A 21,805-nucleotide genomic window follows, 5' to 3' on the forward strand; every position below is an offset into this window, starting at 1 on the left:
AATGGGTATAATAACTACTGTTAGTACATGGTTTATCCCGTGCTTTATATTAATAGTACTGTTTATAGCAACATGGAGAAAAGTGCCTACATATGAAACATTTGTGGAGGGAGGAAAAGAGGGTGTCAAAATGGCATTTTCTTTACTTCCCTTTTTGGTAGGAATGATTGTTTCTATATCTATTTTAAGAAGCTCCGGAGCTTTGGAAGCTTTTATAACCGCGATTTCCCCGTTTCTTATTTTTGTCGGCATACCTCCAGATATTATTCCATTGGCTCTGGTCAGACCAATCTCAGGAACTGCAGCATTAGGAATGACAACTGAATTAATTGATACGCACGGACCTGACTCATTTATAGGCAGATTAGCCTCAACTATGCAAGGAAGTACAGATACAACGTTATATATATTGACGATTTATTTTGGTGCTGTTGGAATAAAAAAAATGGGATACGCCTTAAAAGTTGGACTACTAGCAGACTTAATTGGTATAATAGCTTCAATAGTTGTTGTGACCATTGTATTTGGATAAACTGTAAATTAGCGTTAACATGAAGTTAAGTCCTCTAAGAAACACGAACAGCGCAACTACACGGTTTATCAATGTTTTACATTTCTTGCATTGGTCCGAAAGTAAACGGATATTCACCGGTAATAGACAAGTAATACACAAACGGTTAAATTAAATCCACAGCTTTTAGTAGTTCTTCAATGTTCTTATGAGTGTAAACTTTATCCGTAATGTCACTGGAAGCATGTCCCATAATCTTTTTAATTGACACTTTGTTGGCTCCTGCATTATCCATCATAGTAGCAAAGGTATGACGACAATCATGTGGCTTATGAGTCATTTTTACTTTTTTTATTAATGAAGCCCAACGATCATCATTGAATGTATTGTAGGCCATTTTATTATTTCTCTTATTCACCACTAAAAATTTGTTCTTTTCATCCATTCGTTTTTCGATGAGAGGGACTATTTTTTTATTTAAAGGGATAATCCTATCTTTACCAGCGTCGGTTTTAATTCCACCTATTATATACCTATCATTCAAATGTATGTTTTTGTTTTCAATCGTCAACAATTCACCAGGTCTTAATCCTGTGTATATCATAATTAAGGCTAAATCAGCAGATTCTAGCGTGTTTAGGTTACTCCACAAAGTATTAATCTCTTTCATGGTAAAGGGCTGTCTAGTGCCCTTATTTTGACTTCTACCTACATCTACAAATTTAGAATAATCTTTTTCTGTAATGTCATTTTCTAAAGCGAAGTTATATAATTGATTAAATAATACTTTAATCCTATGTTTTGTAGCGTAGGATTTATTGCAGTTATCAACTATTTCTTGCATGTGAATCTTTTTTATATCAATGAACCTAATATCGTGTAAACCGGAAGTGTTTTTAAACGCTGCATTATACCCTCTTATATTACTTTCACTCATTTTCTTGTAGTTTTCATCAGACCACTTTTCAAATACTTCAGCAAAGGTTATTTTTTTAGCATCAAGGTCGTATGGATTTTTATTATATTCAGCTAAAGCAATCATTGCTTCTTGTCTGGATGCATAATAGCCTACGTTTTCATATAGCTGCTTTGCTTTTCCTGTTTTTTCGTTTATTCCCCAACCCGCTGTTTTTCTTACTCCAAATGGTTTTCTTCTTTTTCCTGATAATTTATAAACACTGCCGTATCCGTTAGGGTTTTTCATGGATGATCACCTTTCTATAAAATTAATATAGAACATTTGTTCTATATATGATATACTATAAATAAATAATTTTCAAATAATAAATTGTTACTTTTTACCAGTGTGGTGTTTACCACACTTATAAACAGGTTATTGAACTATAATGCAATTAGCTATTCGGCTAATTTGTGTCGGTGAGTAGATATAATCTACTCGTCATCGCCTACTTCAATCCATTCATATAGATCTTCAATATGGCAATTGAGAATATGTGCAATGTTGTAAGCCACCTGAATCGACATCCTTTGTTTTCCTTTTACATATTTATTTATTTGAGGGGGCTTGACATTTAACCTATGCGCTAACTCAATTTGTTCCATATCTTTTTGATCCAGTAATTTTTGAAGCAGGCATCTTCCGACTAAATAAGCCAAATAGACACCCTTTCTATATCAACTAAGGAGTTGTTTCGCGTTGGGCAAGCATGTTGATTTGTTTGAACTCATAGAGAAATTAATCAAATCCGAAAAAGAAGTTATTTCATGTCACGAAGAGAACGAATAAAAGTAATTGCAGCTTTTATTTCTTCTTCTGTCGCAGTCTTGCCGTCAACGGTTAGGCTGTATTTCTTTTGTAGTTCTTCAAGACTAAAATCATTCTGAAGATCGTGTATAAAGTCTTCTTCATTATTTGTTAGGTCTGATCTACCCAACAAATAATCAAGAGAACAATCATAGAAGTCGGCTATCTTTTCCAAGGTGTCGTAGTCCGGTTCTCTCGTTCCTTGTTCATAGTTGGCAAGTTTACCGCGCGAAAAATCTAATTTTTTCGCAGCTTCATATTGGCTCAAACCCTTTTCCTTCCTTAATTGTTTCAATCTTTCTTTCAACATTTTCATCACACCTTCTTAAACATTATAGGAAACATTTAGTTTCCTTTCCACCTTAAAAAACAAAAAGACACAAAAAGTTTCTAAAAACACTTGACGGAAACAAAACGTTTCTGTTATATTATTACCACAAAGGAAACAAAACGTTTCTGCACAAGTGAGGTGAAGGAATTGGTAAGAAAAAAATTAACCGACTATCGGGGTCACGAAAAACGAAAAACAATCGCTACTCATTTAGGAATTACCCCTCAGATGTTGGGAGCAATTGAAAGGGGTGATCGTACTCCATCATTATCATTAGCTAAAAAGATAGCCGATTATTATGGGGTGTCCGTTGATGAAATTTTTTTTAAATAAAATAGACACGATTCGTTTCCGTTGTTATCTTGCCCAAATTATTCTCGGATTATTCACGAAAGGAGAAGAGCATGCAACAAGTTGAAGAACAGCAAAACATAAAGATAAAAGAAGCTGCAAGAATCTTAGGTAAGTCCGAACAATTTATCCGAATTGGCTTGCAACGAAATATCTTTCCGTTCGGCTACGCGGTGAAAATGTCGAGTGTTTGGACTTATCACATTTCACCTAAGAAATTAAATGATTATGTCGGGGGAGGGAAGCAAACCAAATGAACGCATTCAGTAGAAACATGTTAGAACGACACTGGCAACGTTATCACGAAATTATCAATGGTCAAGAAGCACTAAAAGAAAAAAGGTTAGTCGTGCTTAAACGTGACCTGGAACAAACATATGATATTCCAGTTTTGGCTTTAGCTGATGAAGCTTTTATAAGAGATAACCCAGAGGTTATGAAGTTGTACGCAGATGTTACTGAACATGTTGTAGGTGTATTAATTGGGAGGTTAGATTAGATGGAAATTCCTGAATATATGAATGTAAAACTGGAAGAAAATTTAAAGCTCTTGGAAGAAAATCGCGCGCTAGCAAAAGAAATTCGCTCTAAACAAAATATGACAGATGAACGCATAAAAACTCATGATGCTAAATTAAGAATTGCTTTATGGCATGCCTTATGTGTCCATGAAGACAAATTAAAAGAATCTATTGAACGCAAAAATAAAATATTGGCAGATAGAGAGGTTGGATTAGATGGAGAAGGTTAAGCTAACACAGGAGCAGGCGGATGCAATATATCAATGGAGAAAGTGTTCAGAAAAAGATGATTCAGAATTAGTGGAAAAACATATTCAAGGGTGGGTGCTTGAAACAGATCAACCCTTAAATGACTTAGATTTAGATGATTTTATCAAAGCTTTATACGTCGGTTATGAAGTAGAACCAGAGTTTGAAGTTGGGGATTGGGTTGTTCATGATTTGAATAAAACTCCGCGAAAGATTTTGAGGGAATCAAATCACGCAAATGGCGATTGTGGAAAATTCGTTTTAGAAGATAAATGGGGTGTATTGCCAGATTTTTTACGTCATGCCACACCAAAAGAAATCAAACAAGAAAAAGAACGCAGATGGTGGAGTAAACATGGTAGGGAAGTCTGGGTAATAAAAGAAGGTGACTTTCTTTCAAGTCCATACGGAGGCTCCTGTGAAGTCGCATCAGTGGATGAAAATAAAGGCATTCGTTTTGCTTACGGCTACGGCTATTACGATTGGGAAGTTATCAAATCAGAATATAAAGTTGCTTGCTTCATCAAAAACCGTTTAGACAAGGAGGTAACTAAATGATTCAGGACCATTATTTAACTGAAGATTATGATCAAGTAGCTGCTCATTTAGATATCATGCACAAGTCGCTGATGGGCATTCTTAACAGCGCAACAACAGGCGACTTTACCCACACGGATGATTACCAAATACAAATGCAAAAATCTTTAAAAGTGATGATGGCTCTTAATTTTAAAAAGCAAAAACGTGATGAGTTCGAAACTCTAAATAACGGAGTTTATGCCAGGAGAGGATGGAGGTGATAAATAAATTAGTCGAGTCGGGTTGGATATATGTCGGGTTGTTTGCAGTTGCTTATGTGTGGGTGATGGTGCTGTTGTTGGATTGGGTTAAGAGTTTGTGAGGGGAGGGTGAGAATTTGAAAATGCTTAACTTCATTAAAAATATCGAAGTCACATTATCAGGAGGATTTGCAGTATACGGACTTATTTGCATAGCTTTTGTAACGTTTATGGGATTATGGCAGTTGTTTGATCTGTGGTTTAAGTTGATTAATAAAATTTGAAAGGGTGGGTTATGAAATGAGTATTACAAAAGGTAGTTTAAGAAATTTTATTGAAGGACGTTTTAGAGAAGCATCTGAAAAAGTCAATACTGAAATCGGTGAATATTATGAAAGTGAAATCGAACCTTTGCTTGATGACAAACTTCAGAATTTGGACAAGGCAATAAAACAAGTTTCAAAAATATCTGATGAATTCTTAAAATTCCAGGAGGACAATGGGTTATCTGATTATTTCTATTCTCGTTATCTGAGAGACTTCAACAACTTCACTAGCATAAAAGGAAGCACTAAGAACAAAGAACTCACATCAATAAAATTCTGTGTGAGAAACGATAAAACATACACTCTGTTTGGTTTAGAAGAAGAGATCGAGAAAGCAAAGAAAGATCTCAGACCAAAATTTAATAAGTTGAAGGACCTCAATAAATTACAAAGTGAAATTAACGCTGTTATTACCAATGCAACAACAGGTAAAAAAGCGTATAACGATTTAAAAATATTAGGTGTCGATATGGAAGATTACAAAGAAGTGAACGCCAACCTACCAGCTATTAAAAAATTCAGCGTAGATACTTGCCTTGTGAATGGTAATTGCGAATGAGGGGAGGTGAAAAACGTGACCCACGAGGAGCTGTTATCTGCTGTCGAAGAGTTAACGGAAACCGCTGGACAAGCTGATGATCTGCTAAAAGAAAACAAGCTATTACGCGAAGAAATAAAAGGGCTGAATGAGTTAGTTCGTTTTTGGCAGCGGTTAGCTAAGAAAGTTGGAGGTGACAAATAATTGTACAGTTTAAAAGATTTATCTATGAATCTAGCAGGTGCATTAGCAGTAGGGTTAGTGATTATGCTGCTCATGTAAAAAACCCACTGACTGCAATCAGTGAGCTTTAAAAAATATTTGATTACTATCATTATAACACGGTGAGTTGAGAGGTGACAACGAGGTGAATCAAACGGAAAAAGCAATCGAGGACCAAATAAAGCGTTATCTTGATTCAATTGGAGCGTGGCACATGAAAGTGCACGGTAGTATGTATCAAAAAGCAGGCATACCTGACTTGATCGGAGTAGTAAATTCTTCATTTGTTGGAATAGAAGTAAAGAAGATCGGCGGTCGCGTATCGGCTTTGCAGACTGCAAACATTAAATTAATCAATCAAGCTGGAGGGCATGCATTTGTGGCGTATTCAGTTAATGATGTGAAGCAAGAATTTAGAGAGAGGGGGATTACATGACTATTCTTTATCCAACTCAACAAAGTGTATTAGACGGGGCTAAGTCATCTTATTTGTATAACTTGGGCACATCATCAGGAAAAACCTTAATTTCGATTTATCACTACCTAAAACACTATCAGGGTGAGCCGTTATTAATTGTCCAACCTCCGCAGAAATTAAAAACCGGGGAGTGGGCAGATGAGATAGATGTTGTTGAAAAGGCGGAAGGGATAACCATTCGATACGATCAGTTATCAGTCGGAATGTTGGCTAAAAAGTGGCAGGAATTTAAAGGGTATTTTGTCATATTTGATGAAGCGCATTTAATCAAAACGCCAACAAGCAAACGAGGAAAGGCAGCATTGCATCTTTCAAAAGTATCAAGCGACTTTGTTTTATTGACCGCAACCGCAGCTGCTACTTGGGAAGATACGATAAATTACTTCTTAATGTTTGGTTTCTATAAGAACAAAACACAGTTTTTTAAAGAACATGCAATTCTAGGAGATATGTACCTGGGTAATAGGGTTATCAAAAAGCCAGTCGATTGGAAAGAACAAGATGATTTAAAGCGTAAATTTAATTCATTTAGCATCAAGAAAGAAACGACATATTTTGTTGATTTACCGGACACACAAATTAAGGACGTGACATTCAAATCATCAAGAGAATACAACACGATACTTAAAGACAGAGTACTAGAAATTGATGATGAGATGTTACTTTTTGATACTCAACCTAAATTGCAATCAGCATTACGTTATTATGCTAACCAAAAAGATAAGCTTTCATACACTGAAATGTTAGCAGATGGCACCGACGAAAATATCCTTATCTTCTATCAGTATACGAAAGAAAGGGACAAGTTATTACAACTTTTAAAGAAGTTAAAGAAAAAAGTTTTTGAGGTAAACGGACAAAACTTTCATTTACCTACAAAAGAAGAACGCCCTGATTTAAAAAACAGTGTCACGATCTGCCAGTATCAATCTGGAAGCGCAGCTATTGAATTGCAATATTGTAACCAGGTGATCTTCTACACACCGACATATAGTTATATCGACTATACGCAAGCGATGGGCAGAGCTGTAAGGCACGGTAACAAAAATAAAGTGACCATTTATAGGTATCAGACAAACAAAACCATTGAGACAGCTATATATGGTGCCCTTAAAAACAAGAGGGACTTTACAGAAGAATTGTTTAGGAAGGAGCTGAAGCTGTGAGCCTTACCACCCAAGCAGGCGATAACGTCACTAAAAACAGAAATAAGTACGTCGGTGGATCGGACATACCTACCATCTTAGGTATCAATAAATACAAAACGAAATACGAGCTGGCCCAGGAGAAGCTAGGTATTACAAAATCAGAATTCAAAGGCAATGAGTATACCGAATACGGAAACATTATGGAGCCACAAATCAGGGATTATATCAATGCAGTAGAGATGATGTCTTTTAAAGAACAAACCAAAAAGGATGATCAATTAGGTATTAGATCAAACACGGATGGTTTTGATGCAGGCGCAAGTGTAATTCTTGAAATCAAAACACATGGTAAGACACCGACGATGGAAGCATACAAAGTGCAAATGCAACTGTACATGTATCAATTCGATGTAGACGTAGGTTGGTTGGCTCTTTATGAAAGACCGAAGGATTTCGATGCTGAATTTGATAATCAACACCTGAAAATCCAAACCGTAAAACGCGATGATGATTACATCAACAAAATATTAGCAGCAGTTAAAGAGTTCTGGGAGGCTTGCGACTATCTAAGAAATAACCCTGGTGCAAGTGAACATGATTTTAATAATTTTATAAAGGGAGATGAGATTGTGGCTACAAGTACAGCGGAATTACAAGTAAAAACACTTAAATTTGAACCGGCTAAAGTGGAGTTTAACTACAAAGAGTTGGAAGCAATTCTTGAAGAAAATCTTAAAAAATATAACGGGCTTACATTTACAGAAGATGATGTGGCTGAGTGTAAGAAAACAATTGCTGAATTAAGAAAAGGAAAGAAAGCGGTTGATAGCTATCGCTTGGATACTAAGAAAAAACTAACGAAGTCTGTAACTGATTTTGAAAACCAGTGTAAGCAGCTTAATAAAAAGTTTGATGAAGTATTAACTCCGTTAGTTGAACAAAGTGATCAGTTTGAAGAAAAAAGAAAGGATGAGAAAAGGGTAGAGATCCAAGCGGTTATTGACCAACTGGTAGAAGATGAAGAACTTAATGAAAAGTATGCTGCTGAATTGGTGATTGAGGATAGCTACTTGAATAAAGGAAAAGCCATGAAAGCGATCAATGAAGAATTAAGCCTAAAAGCACAATCTCTTGGTTTTAAACAAGCTAAGTATCTGGCAGATGAAGAGAACATTGTTAACACTGTAAAACTAGCAAATGCAGAATACAAGATTAACTTAACTGAATCTGCATACGTGAGGTTGCTTGAATTTAAAGAGGTTGGCGATATTAAAAGGCAGATCCTAGATGATTCCCACACAGAAGTAGAAAAGCAATTGGAGAAACAAAAGAAAGAAGTGGAAGTTAAAGAAGTCGTCGCAGAAATAGTTACACCTGTACAAGCTCCAGAAGAGGACGAACCAACCTACTTTGAAGTATATAAAGTAACTGGTACTGAGTCGCAGTTGGAAGCTCTTGAATCGTTTATGAAGCATGAACAAATAGAATTTGAAATTGAGGAGGAAAAATAAATGTCACTATTACCACCAAACAAAAAGAAAGTAGCCAAGGAAACACCTAGAAACTTTGTCATCTTTGGAGAAACAATGAATGGTAAAACATATTTTACAGAAGAGTTCCCAAACCCGATCAATCTTAATACGGATGGGAATGCGGAAATGATCGAAACTCCTAGTATCAACATCAGTCATCAAAGAGATAGCAAAGGAACGATCACTAAAAGTGTAAGTGATGTACTATCCGATGTTATCGACGAATTACAGGGAACAAAGCATGGTTTTGAAACAATCGTTCTTGACACTATCGATGACATTATCACGCTATTTGAACAGGAAATTTGCGAAGGGGAAGGCGTTAAGTCGATAGGAGACATTGGCTGGGGTAAAGGCCATGCAATGTTAGAGATGATGGTCCGGGTGTTGATCATGCGACTAAAAGAATTAAGCATGAAAAAGAAAGTGAACATCCTTTATATTTCGCGCTCAATTGATATTGAAGAAAACGACGTTTCAAAACAAGTTCCATCTCTTAAAAAGAAATGGATGAACATCGTAAATGGTAACTCTGATTACACCATTCTTTGTCGCAAGATTGGAAAACAGTACATTCGAAAAGTTGAAAGCAAACGCAAGAACTACACCAGAGACAAAATAGATGATGAACAAATTGCCAGTCTGCTAGATACGGTTATTGGTGCTTATGAAAAGAGTAAAAAGACAGATGTTAAAGATGCTAAAAAGATTGTAGAACAGCAGGAGAAACAAGAGGAATTGGAACAAAAAGCAAAGCGAAAAGAACGTGAGGAAGAAGCAGCAGGCGAGAGCACTAAAGATAATCCGGACCCTAAGCAAGATAAACAACCAGAGCAAGCACCTAAAGAAGTAACCAAAGAACCTGAACAATCCAAAAAACAACCAACAGCGAGAAGAAGACCACCAAGACAAGCTAGGAGTTAATTATGTCATATGAAGTGGTGTTGGTGATCAGTTGCATTGTAAGCGTATATGTAGGTTATTCATTGGGTGAGTATTTCACGAAACGTGACTATAACAAAAAAATTAAAAATAGAAAAGGATGATTAAAATGGGATTGAATTTAAAAGAGATGGCAGCAGAAATATTAAACGAAGGTTTTGACCCACGTAAGGATGCAGTTGGTGGAGATTTCGAAGACTTGCCGGATGGTTTATATGATGGAATTCTTACAGATGTAAAGTGGCAAGGTCCAAATGATAACGGTACGGAGTGGTTATCATTCGAGTTCGAAATACTCAATGAAGGATATGAAAATAGAAAGTATTTCGGAAACGTCTTTTTCTCTAATGAAAAAATGATGCAGTTGAATCTGAAACGTGCAATGAAAACAGCGGCCGTTTTGGATGTTGATCTAACCATTGAAGATTTTGAGGATACGGATCAGCTTATCGAAGCATTACAAGCAGCCATCGGTAACCAGTGCATGATTGAATTGAAAACCAATAAGAAGAAGACTTTCCAGAACTGGGAAGCGTTAGAAGAAGCTCCATTCGAATAAGGGGTGATATAAATGTTCACTTTTTACAAAGCGGAAACGACAGAAGATAGTTGGAACATTTACTTTAATCAGGATGGGAAAACAACCAAACTACACAATGACAAAGAGGGCTTAACTGCTCTCTTGTCAGGTGTAAGTTATCTGGTTGGTTATGGCAACTTTAATTATGACGACAAGATACTGGCATCCATTTTAAAAGGAATAAACCCCTATAAGACAGTGGAAAAAATAAAAGAAGGTAAAAACGTACGACTCACTATAAACAACCCTATTACGCTTGATGTATCGCAGGAATTAAAGCAGGTAGAACTACAGGAAGCCAAGTTAAATATAAATAGCCAACTGGCAGATGTGGATTTCATTAAAGAGTTATTTGAGAAAAGGGAAAGCTATTTTGCTTCAAAATTCGAGATCGTGAAAGAGTTCAAGTTACCAGCTGCAAGTGTTAAAAAGACAAGGGCAAACTTAGCAAGTGAAGTACTGGAAGCCAAGCCATCGGATGACAACAAGCGACTACATATTACTTACGATGAGCGGTTACCAAAACACGAGTTACCTGGTACGGTTGTGGATTTTTATAAAGGGATAGAAAAGGAATACAAGTCCGGTATCCCCTTCAAAAATTTAGAAGAAAGAAAATTAACTTACAAACTAGCAGGCATTGATCACATCTATGGTTTTGGTGGATTACATGCAGCTAAAGAAAATTACAAGGGAGAAGGAGAGTACATGCAGATCGATATAGCAAGTTACTACCCTTCTCTTATTATAAATAACCACTTTATAGATCATATGGACAACTTCAAGAAAATATACCACCAAAGGCAACAATTCAAACTGGAAAAGAATCCGAAAGAGGAAATCTACAAGACTCTAAATAGCAGTGTATATGGTGCCATGAAGAGCAAATGGAACAAACTATACAATCCTAGAATGGCAAATAATATTGTTATTAATGGTCAATTGATCATTACACATTTAATCTGCTTGTTAGAAAATCATTGTGAGATCATCCAGACAAATACGGACGGTATTATCATCAACTATAAAAATGGGTTTGAAAGAAACATTATCAAACTACTAGAACTATTCGAAAAGGCTTATGATCTGAAATTTGATGTGGACCTGATAACCAAAATAGCACAAAGAGATGTAAATAATTATGTGCTTCAGTACCAGGACGGCAGATATAAAGCAAAAGGCAGATTTTCTAATTATGAAGGTGGAGACTTTGAAAGAAACAGTCTCACTATTATTGACAAGGCGCTGGTTGATTATTACATGTCAGGAACAAAAGTTAATAAAACAGTCATCGATCTATGGAAAAAAGGAAAATTAGAGTACTTCCAATATGTAGCCAAGTCCGGAAAGTATGACGGCATGGCACAGGAAGTTAAACAAGATACGCTCCTGGAAGGTAACTATGCAAGTGAGTTTGAAAGGTTACCTGATGTAAACAGAATCTTTGCTACAAAGGATAGGTATATGGGGTCTGTTTATAAGACAAGGGATGATAAAGAAACCAAATACAGTAAGGTTCCTTATACGTCAGAAAACAGTCTGGTTTGGAATGAAGATATAAAGAAATTAGACAAAAGGAAATTGGATCTGAATTGGTACATTAAACAGATCGAGTCCTACATGTTTTAAGTTACTGGAGGTGATGGGATGTTTAAAGCTGTAGATACGTTAGAAATATCTAAGGAAAACCACATCATCGAGCAATTGCATAAGCTGGGTTTTTATAAAACAAACGGATTGAGTTATAAGGAATTGGTTCATAAATTAGCTGTAGAAAAATCAGGGAGGGAGTAGTGGAGATGGCTCCAAAAAGACTAGTAAAAGGTGACACGTATCGTCCGGTAGTTACTGTAATAAGAGTTAAAGCTGATGTACCTACGATAATTGTTATTAGTGGGAAAAGGTATATTTATCAGCCGGAAAGCATGTTTAAGTGATGGTTGACAGAAAATGCGAAGGAGTGAAAATTATGACAGTTGAAGAATTAATAGAGGAATTAAAGATGTACAATCCAAAACAAAAAGTGTGGGTACGTATTGAGGGTGCATTTAGGCAAGTTTCGCAAGTTGACGAAGATGAACTAATTAATGACGATGACTTGGTTATTTCTTAGTTAACATTCCGAATAAAAAACGAACCAGGAGGGGTAAGTGATGAGTGAACGGATGGAAGAAATTGCTTTCGATATTAGAAACAGTATTCCTGAAATCATAGAAGTTTTACAGCAAAAAGAAGGTTTAGCTGAACGTGTGGAGGAATTGGAAAAGGAAAACGAAAGACTAAAGAAAGGGTGGAGAAAAGAAGAAAAAAATCACAACACAGATAAAGGTTTTATTTATGAATTATATGAAAAAGGAAAGAAGAAAGACATTGAGAATAAACGCTACAAACAGGCTTTGGAGTTTTATGCGGATAAGAAAAATTACGACATATATTATGACCATTCCGGAGTTATTGGTGATGATGAAGGCAAGAAAGCACGTCAAGCCCTGAAAGGTGATCCCAATGTCAAGTAAGGATCCGTTAAAAGAGGTACAAAACAAAATTACGAAATTAGAAGCGCAGATAAAGAAACTGCGTGGTACGAATAAAGAATGGCGCGATAAGTATTACAATGCAGAAAGACGACTAGAGCGGTTCGACAGTACAATGGTCAACCAAAGTGAGCTTGATCAACTTAAATTGGAAAACGGTAAACTGCGTGTCGAATTAAGTACTACGAAACGCAATGCACGTGCAGCTGAAAAGCTTGAGAAAATACAGGAGATATTGAAGAAGTGAAAAATTTAAGGGAGGTAAACCAATGAATATCACAGTTAATGAACAAGCCCAAATGTTTCAGTTAGCAACAGATAAAGGATGGGTTCCACAGGCAGGACACGGGATTAAAGTCGGTAAATATCAGTTTTGCGCTATTCCAAAAGGAGATGTCATTAATGTCTCCGAAGCGACTACTGGCGCAAAGATAATGAACATACCTGTGGACTCGTCGATTTATTTGCTAACTTCCACAAAAGAGGATTCTATCAAATTTTTTCACCAAGTCGGCGAATCAATAAAACGAATCATTGATAAACAAGATGACTTTGACGGAATGCTTATACTCATGCGAGAGATGGCGTTCGAGAAACTTGGTGAAATGCCACCAATTGAAGATGTGGAGGTAAACCAATGAAAGAAGAAAAAAGAACATTAGTCGATATTTCCAATGTGCGCATTAAAGAGTACGACGGCATGAATGTGGTGGTTGAAAGGTATGAGAGTGTATTTGTACCTAAAGACCAACAAACTATCAAGAAGTGGGTATTTAAAGGCTATTCTCGAAGTGTATTATCTGCTTTGCTTAAGATTCAAAAGGACGAGCTGTTGATTGATAAAAAGATAGTGAGTGATCTGGGTACTTATCTGGGAGCGGTTGAAAAATCAAATAATGAATTGCTGGAGGTAGTGAAAACTCATGAACCAACAACCAATCTATAAATCTATCAATAAATTAAACTATCGCACCAAAGTATTAAACGACATCAACCGAGAACGAGATCGTCAATTTTATTTATACGGGGAACAAAAAGACATTAACTTCCCGCTGATGTTCGCCATTCTTTCAGAAGAAATTGGAGAAGTTGCTCAGGCCATACAAAGTCAATACGAAATGGATAGTGTGAAAGAAACCGATTCCGATAATTTATACAGAGAATTAATTCAAGTGGCAGCAGTGGCGGTCAAAATGGCTGAGAGATTAGTACCAGATGAGGTACCTGATGAGTAGAAGAAAATGGTTCCTACTCTTTAGGAGAGAAGGAGAACAAAAAGTTTACCTCTATGAACCTTTGAAAAAATATGAATTGAATGCACGAAAAAGAAGAGGTTGGAAGGTTATAAGCGACTAATTAAAAGCTAACAAGCAGAGAAAGGGGGTCTTCATCTTTGATCAAATATATTGAGTTAGACGGCAAAGCGCCTAAGCATGATTTCAATACTTTCAGTACGGATCATAAAAATTATAAAGATGCTGGTGTCATCTTAAATAACAAAGTGGTTGTGGTTGATTTTGATGATGAAACCACTGATGAGTATTCTGCCAAAATCGGTGAGCTTATCTACAATAAATACCCAACAATAAAAACAAAAACAAAGCGTGGTATACACCTGTACTACCAAAAACCCAAGTTTGTATTTATTAAGAACTGGACAGGCAAATTAACAAACTCCGGTGTACAAGTTGACTATAAGACAGGTTCTAAATCTATGGCTACGATCAAACAAAATAACAAGCTTAGACCAATGGAAAATAACCTGTTATTAGGTCAGTGGGAGCAATTGCCGATGTTACCCATTGAGTTATATCCCAGTAAGCTAAAAGAGTCCCTGATGGGCTTAAAAGAGGGTCAGGGGCGCAACAGTTTACTTTATACCCATTTATTAGCCATACGGGAGATGTACCCTGATGTTACGACTGAACAATTAACTGATCTTGCTGAATTTATTGATAAGCAGGTGTTTGCTCAAAAGTTAGATAAAAACGAACTTAAAACGTTGCTATCCGGCGTACTGGAAAAGTCTATCAATGACACCAAGAATAAGTTCCTGGACCCTAAAGATGTTATTACCATGAGTGATGTTTTAACAAAAGAACATTTAATTAAGTATTATAATCAATCGCTTTATTATAAGACAGTTAACGATGGCTGGATCAGTGATGATAACAAGTTACTTCGAGCGATAGACAAGCGAATCAAACTGAAGCCAAGACAACAAAGCGAGCTGCTGAAACGTTTTGAAACAGATGCAGAATTAATTGAAGATGATGTATTTCCAATCCGGTTTAACAATGATTATATATTAGATACCAGTAATGAAGTTATTCCTGTAGAGAGCGACTTTACGCCTTTTAATTTAGATGTTTCTTATGATGAGACAGTTTATAACGAGAGTGTAGACAACTTCCTTAACTTTGTAACTAAGAACAGACCGGATCTTAGAACAGTATTAGAGGAAATGTTCGGCCATATACTCATGACTCATTCATTCCCACACAAAGCCTTCTTCTTGGCTGGTGAGTCCGGTTCCAATGGTAAGAGTACACTATTAGAAATGCTTAATAGTTTCATAGGGGATCTGGGCCATACGTTGAGTTTAGAAGATTTTAATGAGTCATTTCAAATAGCTACACTTGATGGGAAGCTAGCGAACATTGGTGATGACATAGATGCTGCCTATTTAGAACGATCTAAGAACTTTAAAACATTAGTGAGTGGTAACACTATATCAGTTCGTAAACTCTACGGGGAGCCTTTTAAATTAAAGAATAAAGCCACACTAATATTTACCTGTAATGAAATGCCGACATTTAAGGATAAATCAGGAGGGATTGCCAGAAGACTGGTTATCATTCCTTTTGATAATAAAGTAAAAACAGTAGATACAGAGATCGACCAGAAGCTGTCAACAGAAAATGCTAAGTCTTACTTACTAAAGTTGGCTATTGAGGGTTTAAAGCGCATTGTAAGCAATGGTGGTATTAGTTACAGCAAGACGATCGAGGACGCAACAAACAAATACTTAACCGAGAATGATAGTGTGCTGTCCTATGTAAATGATAGAGAATCAAACGAAAAATCAATCGAAGGCTTAACGGTTGATACAGTTTATTTGCAGTATCAGATATATTGCGAAGAAATGGGCCTTAAACCTGTTGGTAAAATAGCAATGAGTAGGAGAATTAATACCGCAGGCTATGAATCGCAGAGGAAACGGCTAAAAGGAAAATTAAGAAGTGTTTATGTGAAGGTTAGTTAGATCTGTTCAGGATGTTCAGGATTGTTCAAGATAAAAAACGCTATCCTGAACACCTATAATACTATATATACCAATACTTATACTCTCTTTTTGTTCAAGATAAATAATAATAGTAGTAATAGTATTTATAAAGTAATAGAAAAAGAGAGAGTATAAATATAAAGAGGTAGGTTTTCGTTATTTTATCTTGTATCTTGAACAAAAACTTAACTTAAGCCTTGTGTCCGTAAGACTTATAGCTGTTCAGGATACGTTCAAGATGGTACAGGATGGACAAGATGAAAAATGAGGGAGGGTCTAATGAATGGCAAAATTACCAAGCGAATTTATTGATGAAATAACAAAATCAGTTATCAAAATTATAGAGAAAGAAAATAATAAAGCTAAGAAAGAAAAGAAGGATTGGCGACTAAGGAACACAAGGCTCTTACTTAAAAACTATCGAATGCTTGAAGAACACTGTAAAAGTGTAGAAACAGACTTAGAAGCATATGAAGAGATAGTTTATGAACCGGAGGAATTAGAACTACATGCATTGATGAAGTATAAAGCGAAGACTGCAAAGATGCTGCTGTATTTCGATGATATGTTTAAAGCATATTATGGTTATTGTTATCGGGCAGGAGAAGCTACACAGAGACGTTACCAGGTACTAGATAGGTTATATGTATCTGATAATGAAATGAGTGCAGATGATATAGCTGAATACTTTAATATCAATGCAAGAACAGTATACAAAGATGTCGACAAAGCAATAGAAGAGTTGTCCGTATTTCTATTTGGAATTGATAGTATACACGATTTACAAAGCGGAGGGCATAAATTGGGCAACACAAGGGCATTATCTAAGTGATATAATGATAGTGTTAAAAAATATAGCTAGATTTAAAAAGGCATCCGTTATCTAACCGGGTGCCTTTTTCTATACGAGGTGAAACAATGCCATACAAAACCAAAGAACAACAGAAGAAGTTCTATAAGAGTAAAGATTGGGAAGCTACACGGTTAATAGTATTAGAACGTGACAACTACGAATGTCAGGAGTGTAAACGACAAGGTAAGGTCTATACGGATAAACATGATCCAGATAAGCATAAACGTTTAGATGTGGACCATATAAAAGATCTGGAAGATTATCCAGAGCTTGCTTTAGAATTAGATAACCTGGAAGTCTTATGTGTTAAGTGTCACAACAGAAAGCATAATCGATTTATGTTTCAAAAGAAAAAGAATAAATGGGCTGATGAATGGTGGTGAGAGAATGAAGTATGTTCGCGACTTAATAAAACAAAGATTAGACAATATTCATATGCACATAGATATGTCCAAAGGATTCATAAGTGAAACAGAACAAAGAATACAAAAAGAAAAAGAAGTATTAGCAGAACTGGAAAAAGAAAAAGAAGAATTAGAATTATCATTACCCCCCGCCTAAAAAGTTTTGCCAAAATATTTTTATCCAGGGAACGGGAAGGGGGGTCAACTCTGCGGTTACATCGAAATATATTACCCCCTCCCTCCCGGTAGGCCCGTGCAGAAAGAAGGTGATTAGTTTGGATAGACAAAAAGTTGGTTTTCGAATGCGTGAAAAACGAAAAGAGAAAAAAATGACACAGGCTGATTTTGCAAAGAAAGCTGGGATATCAACGAACTATTATGCCAGCCTTGAACAAGGGAAAAATTCTCCTAGCTTGGATCTCTTGGCTAGGATTGCTAAAGCACTTGATGTGTCGGTGCTTTATTTATTAAACGACAGAATTGATGACATGGAAAGTCGAGTTGAGTCAGAAGTCAAAAGGTTAAAGGGGCTTTTCAAAAACATCCCTAAAAACCAACTGGATGTTGCAGAAGGATTAATCACCCAAGCTGCACGGCTAAGAATATTACTGGACGACAACTGGAAAGACATTCTGGAAAATGGGGAGTATGAGAAGTTTTCGCAAAGCGAGAACCAGGTCCCTTATGATCGTAAAAGGCCTATCGTTGAAAATTATGACAACCGAGACAAAACCTATCAGACAATCATTAAACAATTAACCGACCTATTGCCACAACCGAAAGTTGATAGAAAATCGAAGTTATTAGGTCGATAGCCTATGCTGCATAATAAATATGTCGCAGAGTATATTAGGAAATGGCATGACGGGGAAATTGTACTAAATGACAAAAGGGAAAAGCTATTATCTTTAATCGAAAAAAACATATTGCCTAGACCTGACCTTTACTATTTCAATGAAGAGCAGATCGAGAACTATATAGAGTTCAGTGAAAAATGGTATTTCGAATTAGATGAGTGGGAGAAATTTATCTCCGCATTCATCTTTTTATTTTATGTAGAAGATGACGAAGTTGTATTTGATGAATTTGTTATTAACATTGGTCGTGGAGGCGGTAAGAACGGTTTCTTATCTACGTTAGCTAATTACTTCATAAGCCCACTTCACGGAATCGAATACTACGATGTGTCGATTGTTGCTAACTCAGAAAAGCAGGCTAAAAGAAGTTTCATGGAATGTTTTAGAGTTATCAATAAAAAAGGCAATGAAGATTTAACCGAAGAATTTGAAGCATACAAAAGTAGTATTACATCTTACGAGACACAGAGTCTTTTTGAATATAAAACCAGCAATGCAAGTTCCCAGGACGGCGGTCGAGAAGGAGCCGTTATGTATGATGAATACCACGAAATGGAAGATACATCTATTGTTGATGTATTTAGTGGCGGTCTTGGAAAGGTCGATCATGGCCGTCAATTTTTCATCGGAACGAAAGGGTTTGTTAGAGAAGGTTATTTCGACACTAAATACCGAGAAAGCGAAGACATTCTAAATGGGTTAATTGAATTTAAAGGTGTTTTCCCGTATATAGCAGAACTGGACGACATTTCTGAAATGGACATTTTCGATATGTGGCCAAAAGCTAATCCAGCTCTTCAACCCCCTTTAAATAAACGTGGTAAAAGATTATTTAATGAGGTTAAGAAGAAATACAATAAACTTGCTTATGAACCATCTGGTCGTTCAGCATTTGTTACCAAGCGAATGAACTTCATTGAAGATAATATGGAGAATTCAGTTGCTACACGGGAAGAGTTAAAAGCTACCGATCGACCGTTCTTCGAACTAAATACAAAGCCAATTGGCTCATTAGACTTTGGAAGTGTGAGAGATTTTGCCTCATGCGGACTTTTATTTAAAAAAGAAGATGAATATGCTTTTAAAACCTTCACTTTTGCCATCAAACATTTTTGTGACGTGCATTATGGATACTCGAACACCAATAACGACTTTGGCACAGAGAAAAAGGCACCAATTAAAAAATGGGAAAAAGAGGGTCTGATGAAAGTAGTTGATGAACCTTCTTTAAATCCAATGCACGTAGTTAACTGGTTTGTTGAAATGCGAGAGGAATATGGCGTTGAAAAGATTATTGCCGACAATTACAAGTTGGATATATTGAGACCACTACTTGAAGCAGAAGGTTTTGAAGTGGAAGCTATTCGGCGCCCTTCAAGTATCCATCCTTTACTAGCTCCACGGGTTGAAGATGGATTCGCAAACCACAAGTTTATTTTTGGAGACAATCCGTTAATGCGTTGGTTTACCAACAATGTTTATGTAAAAGAGACGCAGGCAGGAAAGCAATTTTTAAAGAAAGAAGAAGTGAAACGTAAAACAGACGGATTCCAGGCTTTTGTCCATGCGTTATATCGAGCTGGTGAGTTAGATGATGCAGTAGACATAGATAGTTCATTAAATGCGCTTGAGGCCCTGAACTTCTAAAGGAGGTGAATAGAAAAGGTGGGATGGCTAGATAAAGTTTTAAGACGTAACAGCGAACTTGAATCATTATTTGATTTGGACTTATTTGACGAAACTCATCACCGGGCTTATTTAAAACAAATAGCTTTGGAAACAAACATCAATTTCATAGGAAGAACAATCAGCCAGTCTGACTTTAGGATTATGAAAGATGGTAAGCGTCAAAGTGACGACTGGCATTATTTATTAAATGTGCGTCCGAATACAGACCAAACAGCTACAGACTTTTGGCAGAAATTTGTTTACCAATTAATTTATGAAAATGAAGTGTTAGTGATTTTAACGGATAATAATGATCTCATAATTGCAGATGACTTTGAACGTGTCGAATACGCGGTTTATCCTGACAAATTTAAAAATGTAACAGTTAAGGATTACACTTTTCAACGGACCTTCCCGATGGACAATGTTATTCATCTCACATATAACAACGAGAAGTTAACTAAATTCATGGACGGCATGTTTAAAGACTTTGGTGATCTGTTTAGTAGAATGATTGAGATAAGTATGAGGAACCACCAAATACGAGGAACGGTAGGATTAGACACGTCCCAAAAGTTAGACAAGGAAAACCAAACCAAATTGCAAGCGTTTATCGATAAGTTATTCACTTCCTTTAAGAAAAACACGGTTGCTCTCGTGCCACAGTTAAAAGGTTTTGAATATAACGAGGTTTCTAAAGGGGACGGTAAAGGGCAGTCGGTTGATGAGATAACAAAACTCAAGCGAAGCCTTACAGACGATGTGGCCAACATTTTAGGAATACCTACAGCTTTGGTGCACGGGGAACTTTCTGACTATGAAACCAGTATGAAAGCTTATATTAAGTTTTGTATTGGTCCATTAATAAAAAAGATTTCAGATGAATTAAATGCAAAGCTGATTGAAAAAGAGGATCACTTAAAAGGTGAAAAAATTGAAGTGAAAGGCGTTACTGAAAAGAGTGTTATTGAAAATGCAGATGCTGCAGACAAAATGGTTGCCAGTGGTTCTTGGAGCAGGAATGACGTTAGAGAAAAGTTTGGAGATGAGCGTGTTGATGATCCACGCATGGATGAGTATGTTATCACGAAAAACTATCAAACTTTAGATGAACTTGAAGGAGGTGATAAGAAATGACAGTCAAGATTGATATTAAGGGACCTATAATTTCAAATAATGAAGCTTGGATTTATGATCTGTTTGACATGGATGCAACTAACCCTCGCAAAGTAGATCAAGCACTTGAAAATGCTAATGGGGAAGATGTCATTGTATCGATCAACAGTCCAGGAGGATATGTAGATGATGGTTCTGAAATTTATACTGCCTTAAAAAACTACCCAGGCTATGTGGAAGCACAAATAGTTGGATTGGCTGCAAGCGCAGCTTCTTTTATTGCAATGGGAGCAGATAAAGTTCGTATAGCCCCTACAGCCCAAATGATGATTCATAATGCTTCTACAATTGGTATTGGAGATCATCGGGACATGACTAAGACTGCAGATATGTTAAAAACTACTGACCGAACAATAGTGAATGCGTACATGATTAAAAGTGGAATGCTAGATGAAGAGTTGCTAAACATGATGGCCGAGGAAACATGGTTGGGTCCACAAGAAGCTTTGGATAAGAAGTTAGTTGATGAGATTATGTTTGTAGAAAATGGTATGAAACTAGCAGCTTCATATAATGGATCAAATATGATTCCGCAACAAGTAATTAATACTATTCGAAACAAAGCACCCAAGGCTGGGGTTACATCAAATGAGCCACCAAAATTCATTACAGAGGATTTTTTAAAATCAATGCTTAACGATTTCAAAGATGAATTGAAAAGTGAATTACAACAAAAAAATAACAATGAATCAAATGAACCTAAATCATCTGCACCAACGCAGACGAAACGAAAAGGGTTCATTTTTTAATTTAA

34 protein-coding genes and 1 pseudogene are annotated in these 21,805 nt (G+C 36.3%); 32 read left to right on the forward strand and 3 right to left on the reverse strand.

What is annotated here, in order from left to right:
- Position 1 precedes the first annotated feature (1 nt).
- Complete coding sequence (locus tag QGM71_RS02465) at positions 2-532, forward strand: spore maturation protein (RefSeq protein WP_327605922.1); 531 nt, start codon at positions 2-4, stop codon at positions 530-532.
- A 145-nt stretch (positions 533-677) separates the two neighbouring features.
- Here QGM71_RS02465 and QGM71_RS02470 read toward each other — a convergent pair whose 3' ends face one another.
- From QGM71_RS02470 to QGM71_RS02480, 3 genes are all read right to left on the reverse strand, one after another.
- Complete coding sequence (locus QGM71_RS02470; RefSeq protein ID WP_327605923.1) at positions 678-1,715, reverse strand: tyrosine-type recombinase/integrase; 1,038 nt, start codon at positions 1,713-1,715, stop codon at positions 678-680.
- A 188-nt stretch (positions 1,716-1,903) separates the two neighbouring features.
- Positions 1,904-2,128 (reverse strand): helix-turn-helix domain-containing protein, encoded by a 225-nt coding sequence (locus QGM71_RS02475; protein ID WP_327605924.1) that lies wholly within the window; start codon positions 2,126-2,128, stop codon positions 1,904-1,906.
- A gap of 101 nt (positions 2,129-2,229) precedes the next feature.
- On the reverse strand, positions 2,230-2,586 hold the full coding sequence (locus QGM71_RS02480) for a helix-turn-helix domain-containing protein (protein WP_327605925.1): 357 nt from the start codon (positions 2,584-2,586) through the stop codon (positions 2,230-2,232).
- A gap of 168 nt (positions 2,587-2,754) precedes the next feature.
- On the opposite strand from QGM71_RS02480, the gene QGM71_RS02485 reads away from it, so the two are divergent.
- The 31 genes and pseudogenes from QGM71_RS02485 to QGM71_RS02635 all read left to right on the forward strand — a co-directional run bounded on the left by QGM71_RS02485 (position 2,755) and on the right by QGM71_RS02635 (position 21,800).
- Complete coding sequence (locus QGM71_RS02485; protein WP_327605926.1) at positions 2,755-2,940, forward strand: helix-turn-helix transcriptional regulator; 186 nt, start codon at positions 2,755-2,757, stop codon at positions 2,938-2,940.
- 71 nt (positions 2,941-3,011) lie between these two features.
- A complete protein-coding gene (locus QGM71_RS02490) occupies positions 3,012-3,215 on the forward strand; it encodes a hypothetical protein (RefSeq protein WP_327605927.1) in 204 nt (67 codons plus the stop codon).
- A complete protein-coding gene (locus QGM71_RS02495) occupies positions 3,212-3,457 on the forward strand; it encodes a hypothetical protein (RefSeq protein WP_327605928.1) in 246 nt (81 codons plus the stop codon). The genes QGM71_RS02490 and QGM71_RS02495 overlap by 4 nt, the downstream gene beginning before the upstream one ends.
- Positions 3,458-3,709: a hypothetical protein gene (locus QGM71_RS02500; protein ID WP_327605929.1), complete on the forward strand. Its 252-nt coding sequence runs from the start codon at positions 3,458-3,460 to the stop codon at positions 3,707-3,709.
- Positions 3,696-4,286, forward strand: a complete 591-nt coding sequence (locus tag QGM71_RS02505; protein WP_327605930.1) for a hypothetical protein — start codon at positions 3,696-3,698, stop codon at positions 4,284-4,286. Before QGM71_RS02500 ends, QGM71_RS02505 begins: the two co-directional genes overlap by 14 nt.
- Positions 4,283-4,528: a hypothetical protein gene (locus QGM71_RS02510; protein ID WP_327605931.1), complete on the forward strand. Its 246-nt coding sequence runs from the start codon at positions 4,283-4,285 to the stop codon at positions 4,526-4,528. The genes QGM71_RS02505 and QGM71_RS02510 overlap by 4 nt, the downstream gene beginning before the upstream one ends.
- Before the next feature lie 279 nt (positions 4,529-4,807).
- A complete protein-coding gene (locus QGM71_RS02515) occupies positions 4,808-5,392 on the forward strand; it encodes a hypothetical protein (protein WP_327605932.1) in 585 nt (194 codons plus the stop codon).
- A gap of 15 nt (positions 5,393-5,407) precedes the next feature.
- On the forward strand, positions 5,408-5,575 hold the full coding sequence (locus QGM71_RS02520; protein WP_327605933.1) for a hypothetical protein: 168 nt from the start codon (positions 5,408-5,410) through the stop codon (positions 5,573-5,575).
- Between the two features lie 163 nt (positions 5,576-5,738).
- A complete protein-coding gene (locus tag QGM71_RS02525; protein WP_327605934.1) occupies positions 5,739-6,029 on the forward strand; it encodes a VRR-NUC domain-containing protein in 291 nt (96 codons plus the stop codon).
- The gene (locus tag QGM71_RS02530) at positions 6,026-7,237 is read left to right on the forward strand and encodes a helicase-related protein (RefSeq protein WP_327605935.1); all 1,212 of its coding nucleotides are present in this window, start codon (positions 6,026-6,028) and stop codon (positions 7,235-7,237) included. Before QGM71_RS02525 ends, QGM71_RS02530 begins: the two co-directional genes overlap by 4 nt.
- Positions 7,234-8,730 carry a DUF1351 domain-containing protein gene (locus QGM71_RS02535; protein WP_327605936.1) on the forward strand — a complete coding sequence of 499 codons (1,497 nt, stop codon included), beginning with the start codon at positions 7,234-7,236 and terminating at the stop codon, positions 8,728-8,730. The genes QGM71_RS02530 and QGM71_RS02535 overlap by 4 nt, the downstream gene beginning before the upstream one ends.
- A complete protein-coding gene (locus tag QGM71_RS02540; RefSeq protein WP_327605937.1) occupies positions 8,731-9,675 on the forward strand; it encodes an AAA family ATPase in 945 nt (314 codons plus the stop codon).
- 127 nt (positions 9,676-9,802) lie between these two features.
- Positions 9,803-10,252, forward strand: a complete 450-nt coding sequence (locus QGM71_RS02545; protein WP_327605938.1) for a DUF669 domain-containing protein — start codon at positions 9,803-9,805, stop codon at positions 10,250-10,252.
- A gap of 12 nt (positions 10,253-10,264) precedes the next feature.
- Entirely contained in the window at positions 10,265-11,902 is a 1,638-nt protein-coding gene (locus QGM71_RS02550; protein WP_327605939.1) for a DNA polymerase B, read from the forward strand.
- 18 nt (positions 11,903-11,920) lie between these two features.
- Entirely contained in the window at positions 11,921-12,067 is a 147-nt protein-coding gene (locus tag QGM71_RS02555) for a hypothetical protein (RefSeq protein ID WP_327605940.1), read from the forward strand.
- Between the two features lie 5 nt (positions 12,068-12,072).
- Entirely contained in the window at positions 12,073-12,210 is a 138-nt protein-coding gene (locus QGM71_RS02560; RefSeq protein ID WP_327605941.1) for a hypothetical protein, read from the forward strand.
- Positions 12,211-12,242: 32 nt separating this feature from the next.
- Complete coding sequence (locus QGM71_RS02565) at positions 12,243-12,386, forward strand: hypothetical protein (protein WP_327605942.1); 144 nt, start codon at positions 12,243-12,245, stop codon at positions 12,384-12,386.
- Between the two features lie 40 nt (positions 12,387-12,426).
- Positions 12,427-12,789, forward strand: coding sequence for a hypothetical protein (locus QGM71_RS02570; protein ID WP_327605943.1), 363 nt, complete (start codon positions 12,427-12,429; stop codon positions 12,787-12,789).
- Positions 12,779-13,054 (forward strand): hypothetical protein, encoded by a 276-nt coding sequence (locus QGM71_RS02575; protein ID WP_327605944.1) that lies wholly within the window; start codon positions 12,779-12,781, stop codon positions 13,052-13,054. The genes QGM71_RS02570 and QGM71_RS02575 overlap by 11 nt, the downstream gene beginning before the upstream one ends.
- 22 nt (positions 13,055-13,076) lie before the next feature.
- Complete coding sequence (locus QGM71_RS02580; protein WP_327605945.1) at positions 13,077-13,448, forward strand: hypothetical protein; 372 nt, start codon at positions 13,077-13,079, stop codon at positions 13,446-13,448.
- Positions 13,445-13,753 (forward strand): hypothetical protein, encoded by a 309-nt coding sequence (locus QGM71_RS02585; protein WP_327605946.1) that lies wholly within the window; start codon positions 13,445-13,447, stop codon positions 13,751-13,753. Before QGM71_RS02580 ends, QGM71_RS02585 begins: the two co-directional genes overlap by 4 nt.
- A complete protein-coding gene (locus tag QGM71_RS02590) occupies positions 13,731-14,042 on the forward strand; it encodes a nucleoside triphosphate pyrophosphohydrolase family protein (protein ID WP_327605947.1) in 312 nt (103 codons plus the stop codon). The genes QGM71_RS02585 and QGM71_RS02590 overlap by 23 nt, the downstream gene beginning before the upstream one ends.
- Before the next feature lie 158 nt (positions 14,043-14,200).
- The gene (locus tag QGM71_RS02595) at positions 14,201-16,072 is read left to right on the forward strand and encodes a phage/plasmid primase, P4 family (protein WP_327605948.1); all 1,872 of its coding nucleotides are present in this window, start codon (positions 14,201-14,203) and stop codon (positions 16,070-16,072) included.
- A 304-nt stretch (positions 16,073-16,376) separates the two neighbouring features.
- The gene (locus QGM71_RS02600) at positions 16,377-16,925 is read left to right on the forward strand and encodes an HTH domain-containing protein (protein WP_327605949.1); all 549 of its coding nucleotides are present in this window, start codon (positions 16,377-16,379) and stop codon (positions 16,923-16,925) included.
- Between the two features lie 86 nt (positions 16,926-17,011).
- Positions 17,012-17,329, forward strand: a complete 318-nt coding sequence (locus QGM71_RS02605) for an HNH endonuclease (protein WP_327605950.1) — start codon at positions 17,012-17,014, stop codon at positions 17,327-17,329.
- Between the two features lie 4 nt (positions 17,330-17,333).
- Positions 17,334-17,507, forward strand: a complete 174-nt coding sequence (locus tag QGM71_RS02610; protein WP_327605951.1) for a hypothetical protein — start codon at positions 17,334-17,336, stop codon at positions 17,505-17,507.
- A gap of 145 nt (positions 17,508-17,652) precedes the next feature.
- Positions 17,653-17,808 (forward strand): annotated as a pseudogene (locus QGM71_RS02615) (helix-turn-helix domain-containing protein); the annotation flags it as partial.
- Positions 17,809-17,838: 30 nt separating this feature from the next.
- Complete coding sequence (locus QGM71_RS02620) at positions 17,839-18,165, forward strand: hypothetical protein (protein ID WP_327606397.1); 327 nt, start codon at positions 17,839-17,841, stop codon at positions 18,163-18,165.
- 3 nt (positions 18,166-18,168) lie between these two features.
- On the forward strand, positions 18,169-19,854 hold the full coding sequence (locus tag QGM71_RS02625; RefSeq protein WP_327605952.1) for a terminase large subunit domain-containing protein: 1,686 nt from the start codon (positions 18,169-18,171) through the stop codon (positions 19,852-19,854).
- Positions 19,855-19,872: 18 nt separating this feature from the next.
- On the forward strand, positions 19,873-21,012 hold the full coding sequence (locus QGM71_RS02630) for a phage portal protein (RefSeq protein ID WP_327605953.1): 1,140 nt from the start codon (positions 19,873-19,875) through the stop codon (positions 21,010-21,012).
- The gene (locus tag QGM71_RS02635; protein WP_327605954.1) at positions 21,009-21,800 is read left to right on the forward strand and encodes a head maturation protease, ClpP-related; all 792 of its coding nucleotides are present in this window, start codon (positions 21,009-21,011) and stop codon (positions 21,798-21,800) included. Before QGM71_RS02630 ends, QGM71_RS02635 begins: the two co-directional genes overlap by 4 nt.
- Positions 21,801-21,805 lie beyond the last annotated feature (5 nt).

The organism is Virgibacillus tibetensis, from assembly GCF_036026595.1.
GTDB classification, from domain to species: Bacteria; Bacillota; Bacilli; order Bacillales; family Amphibacillaceae; genus Virgibacillus_P; species Virgibacillus_P tibetensis.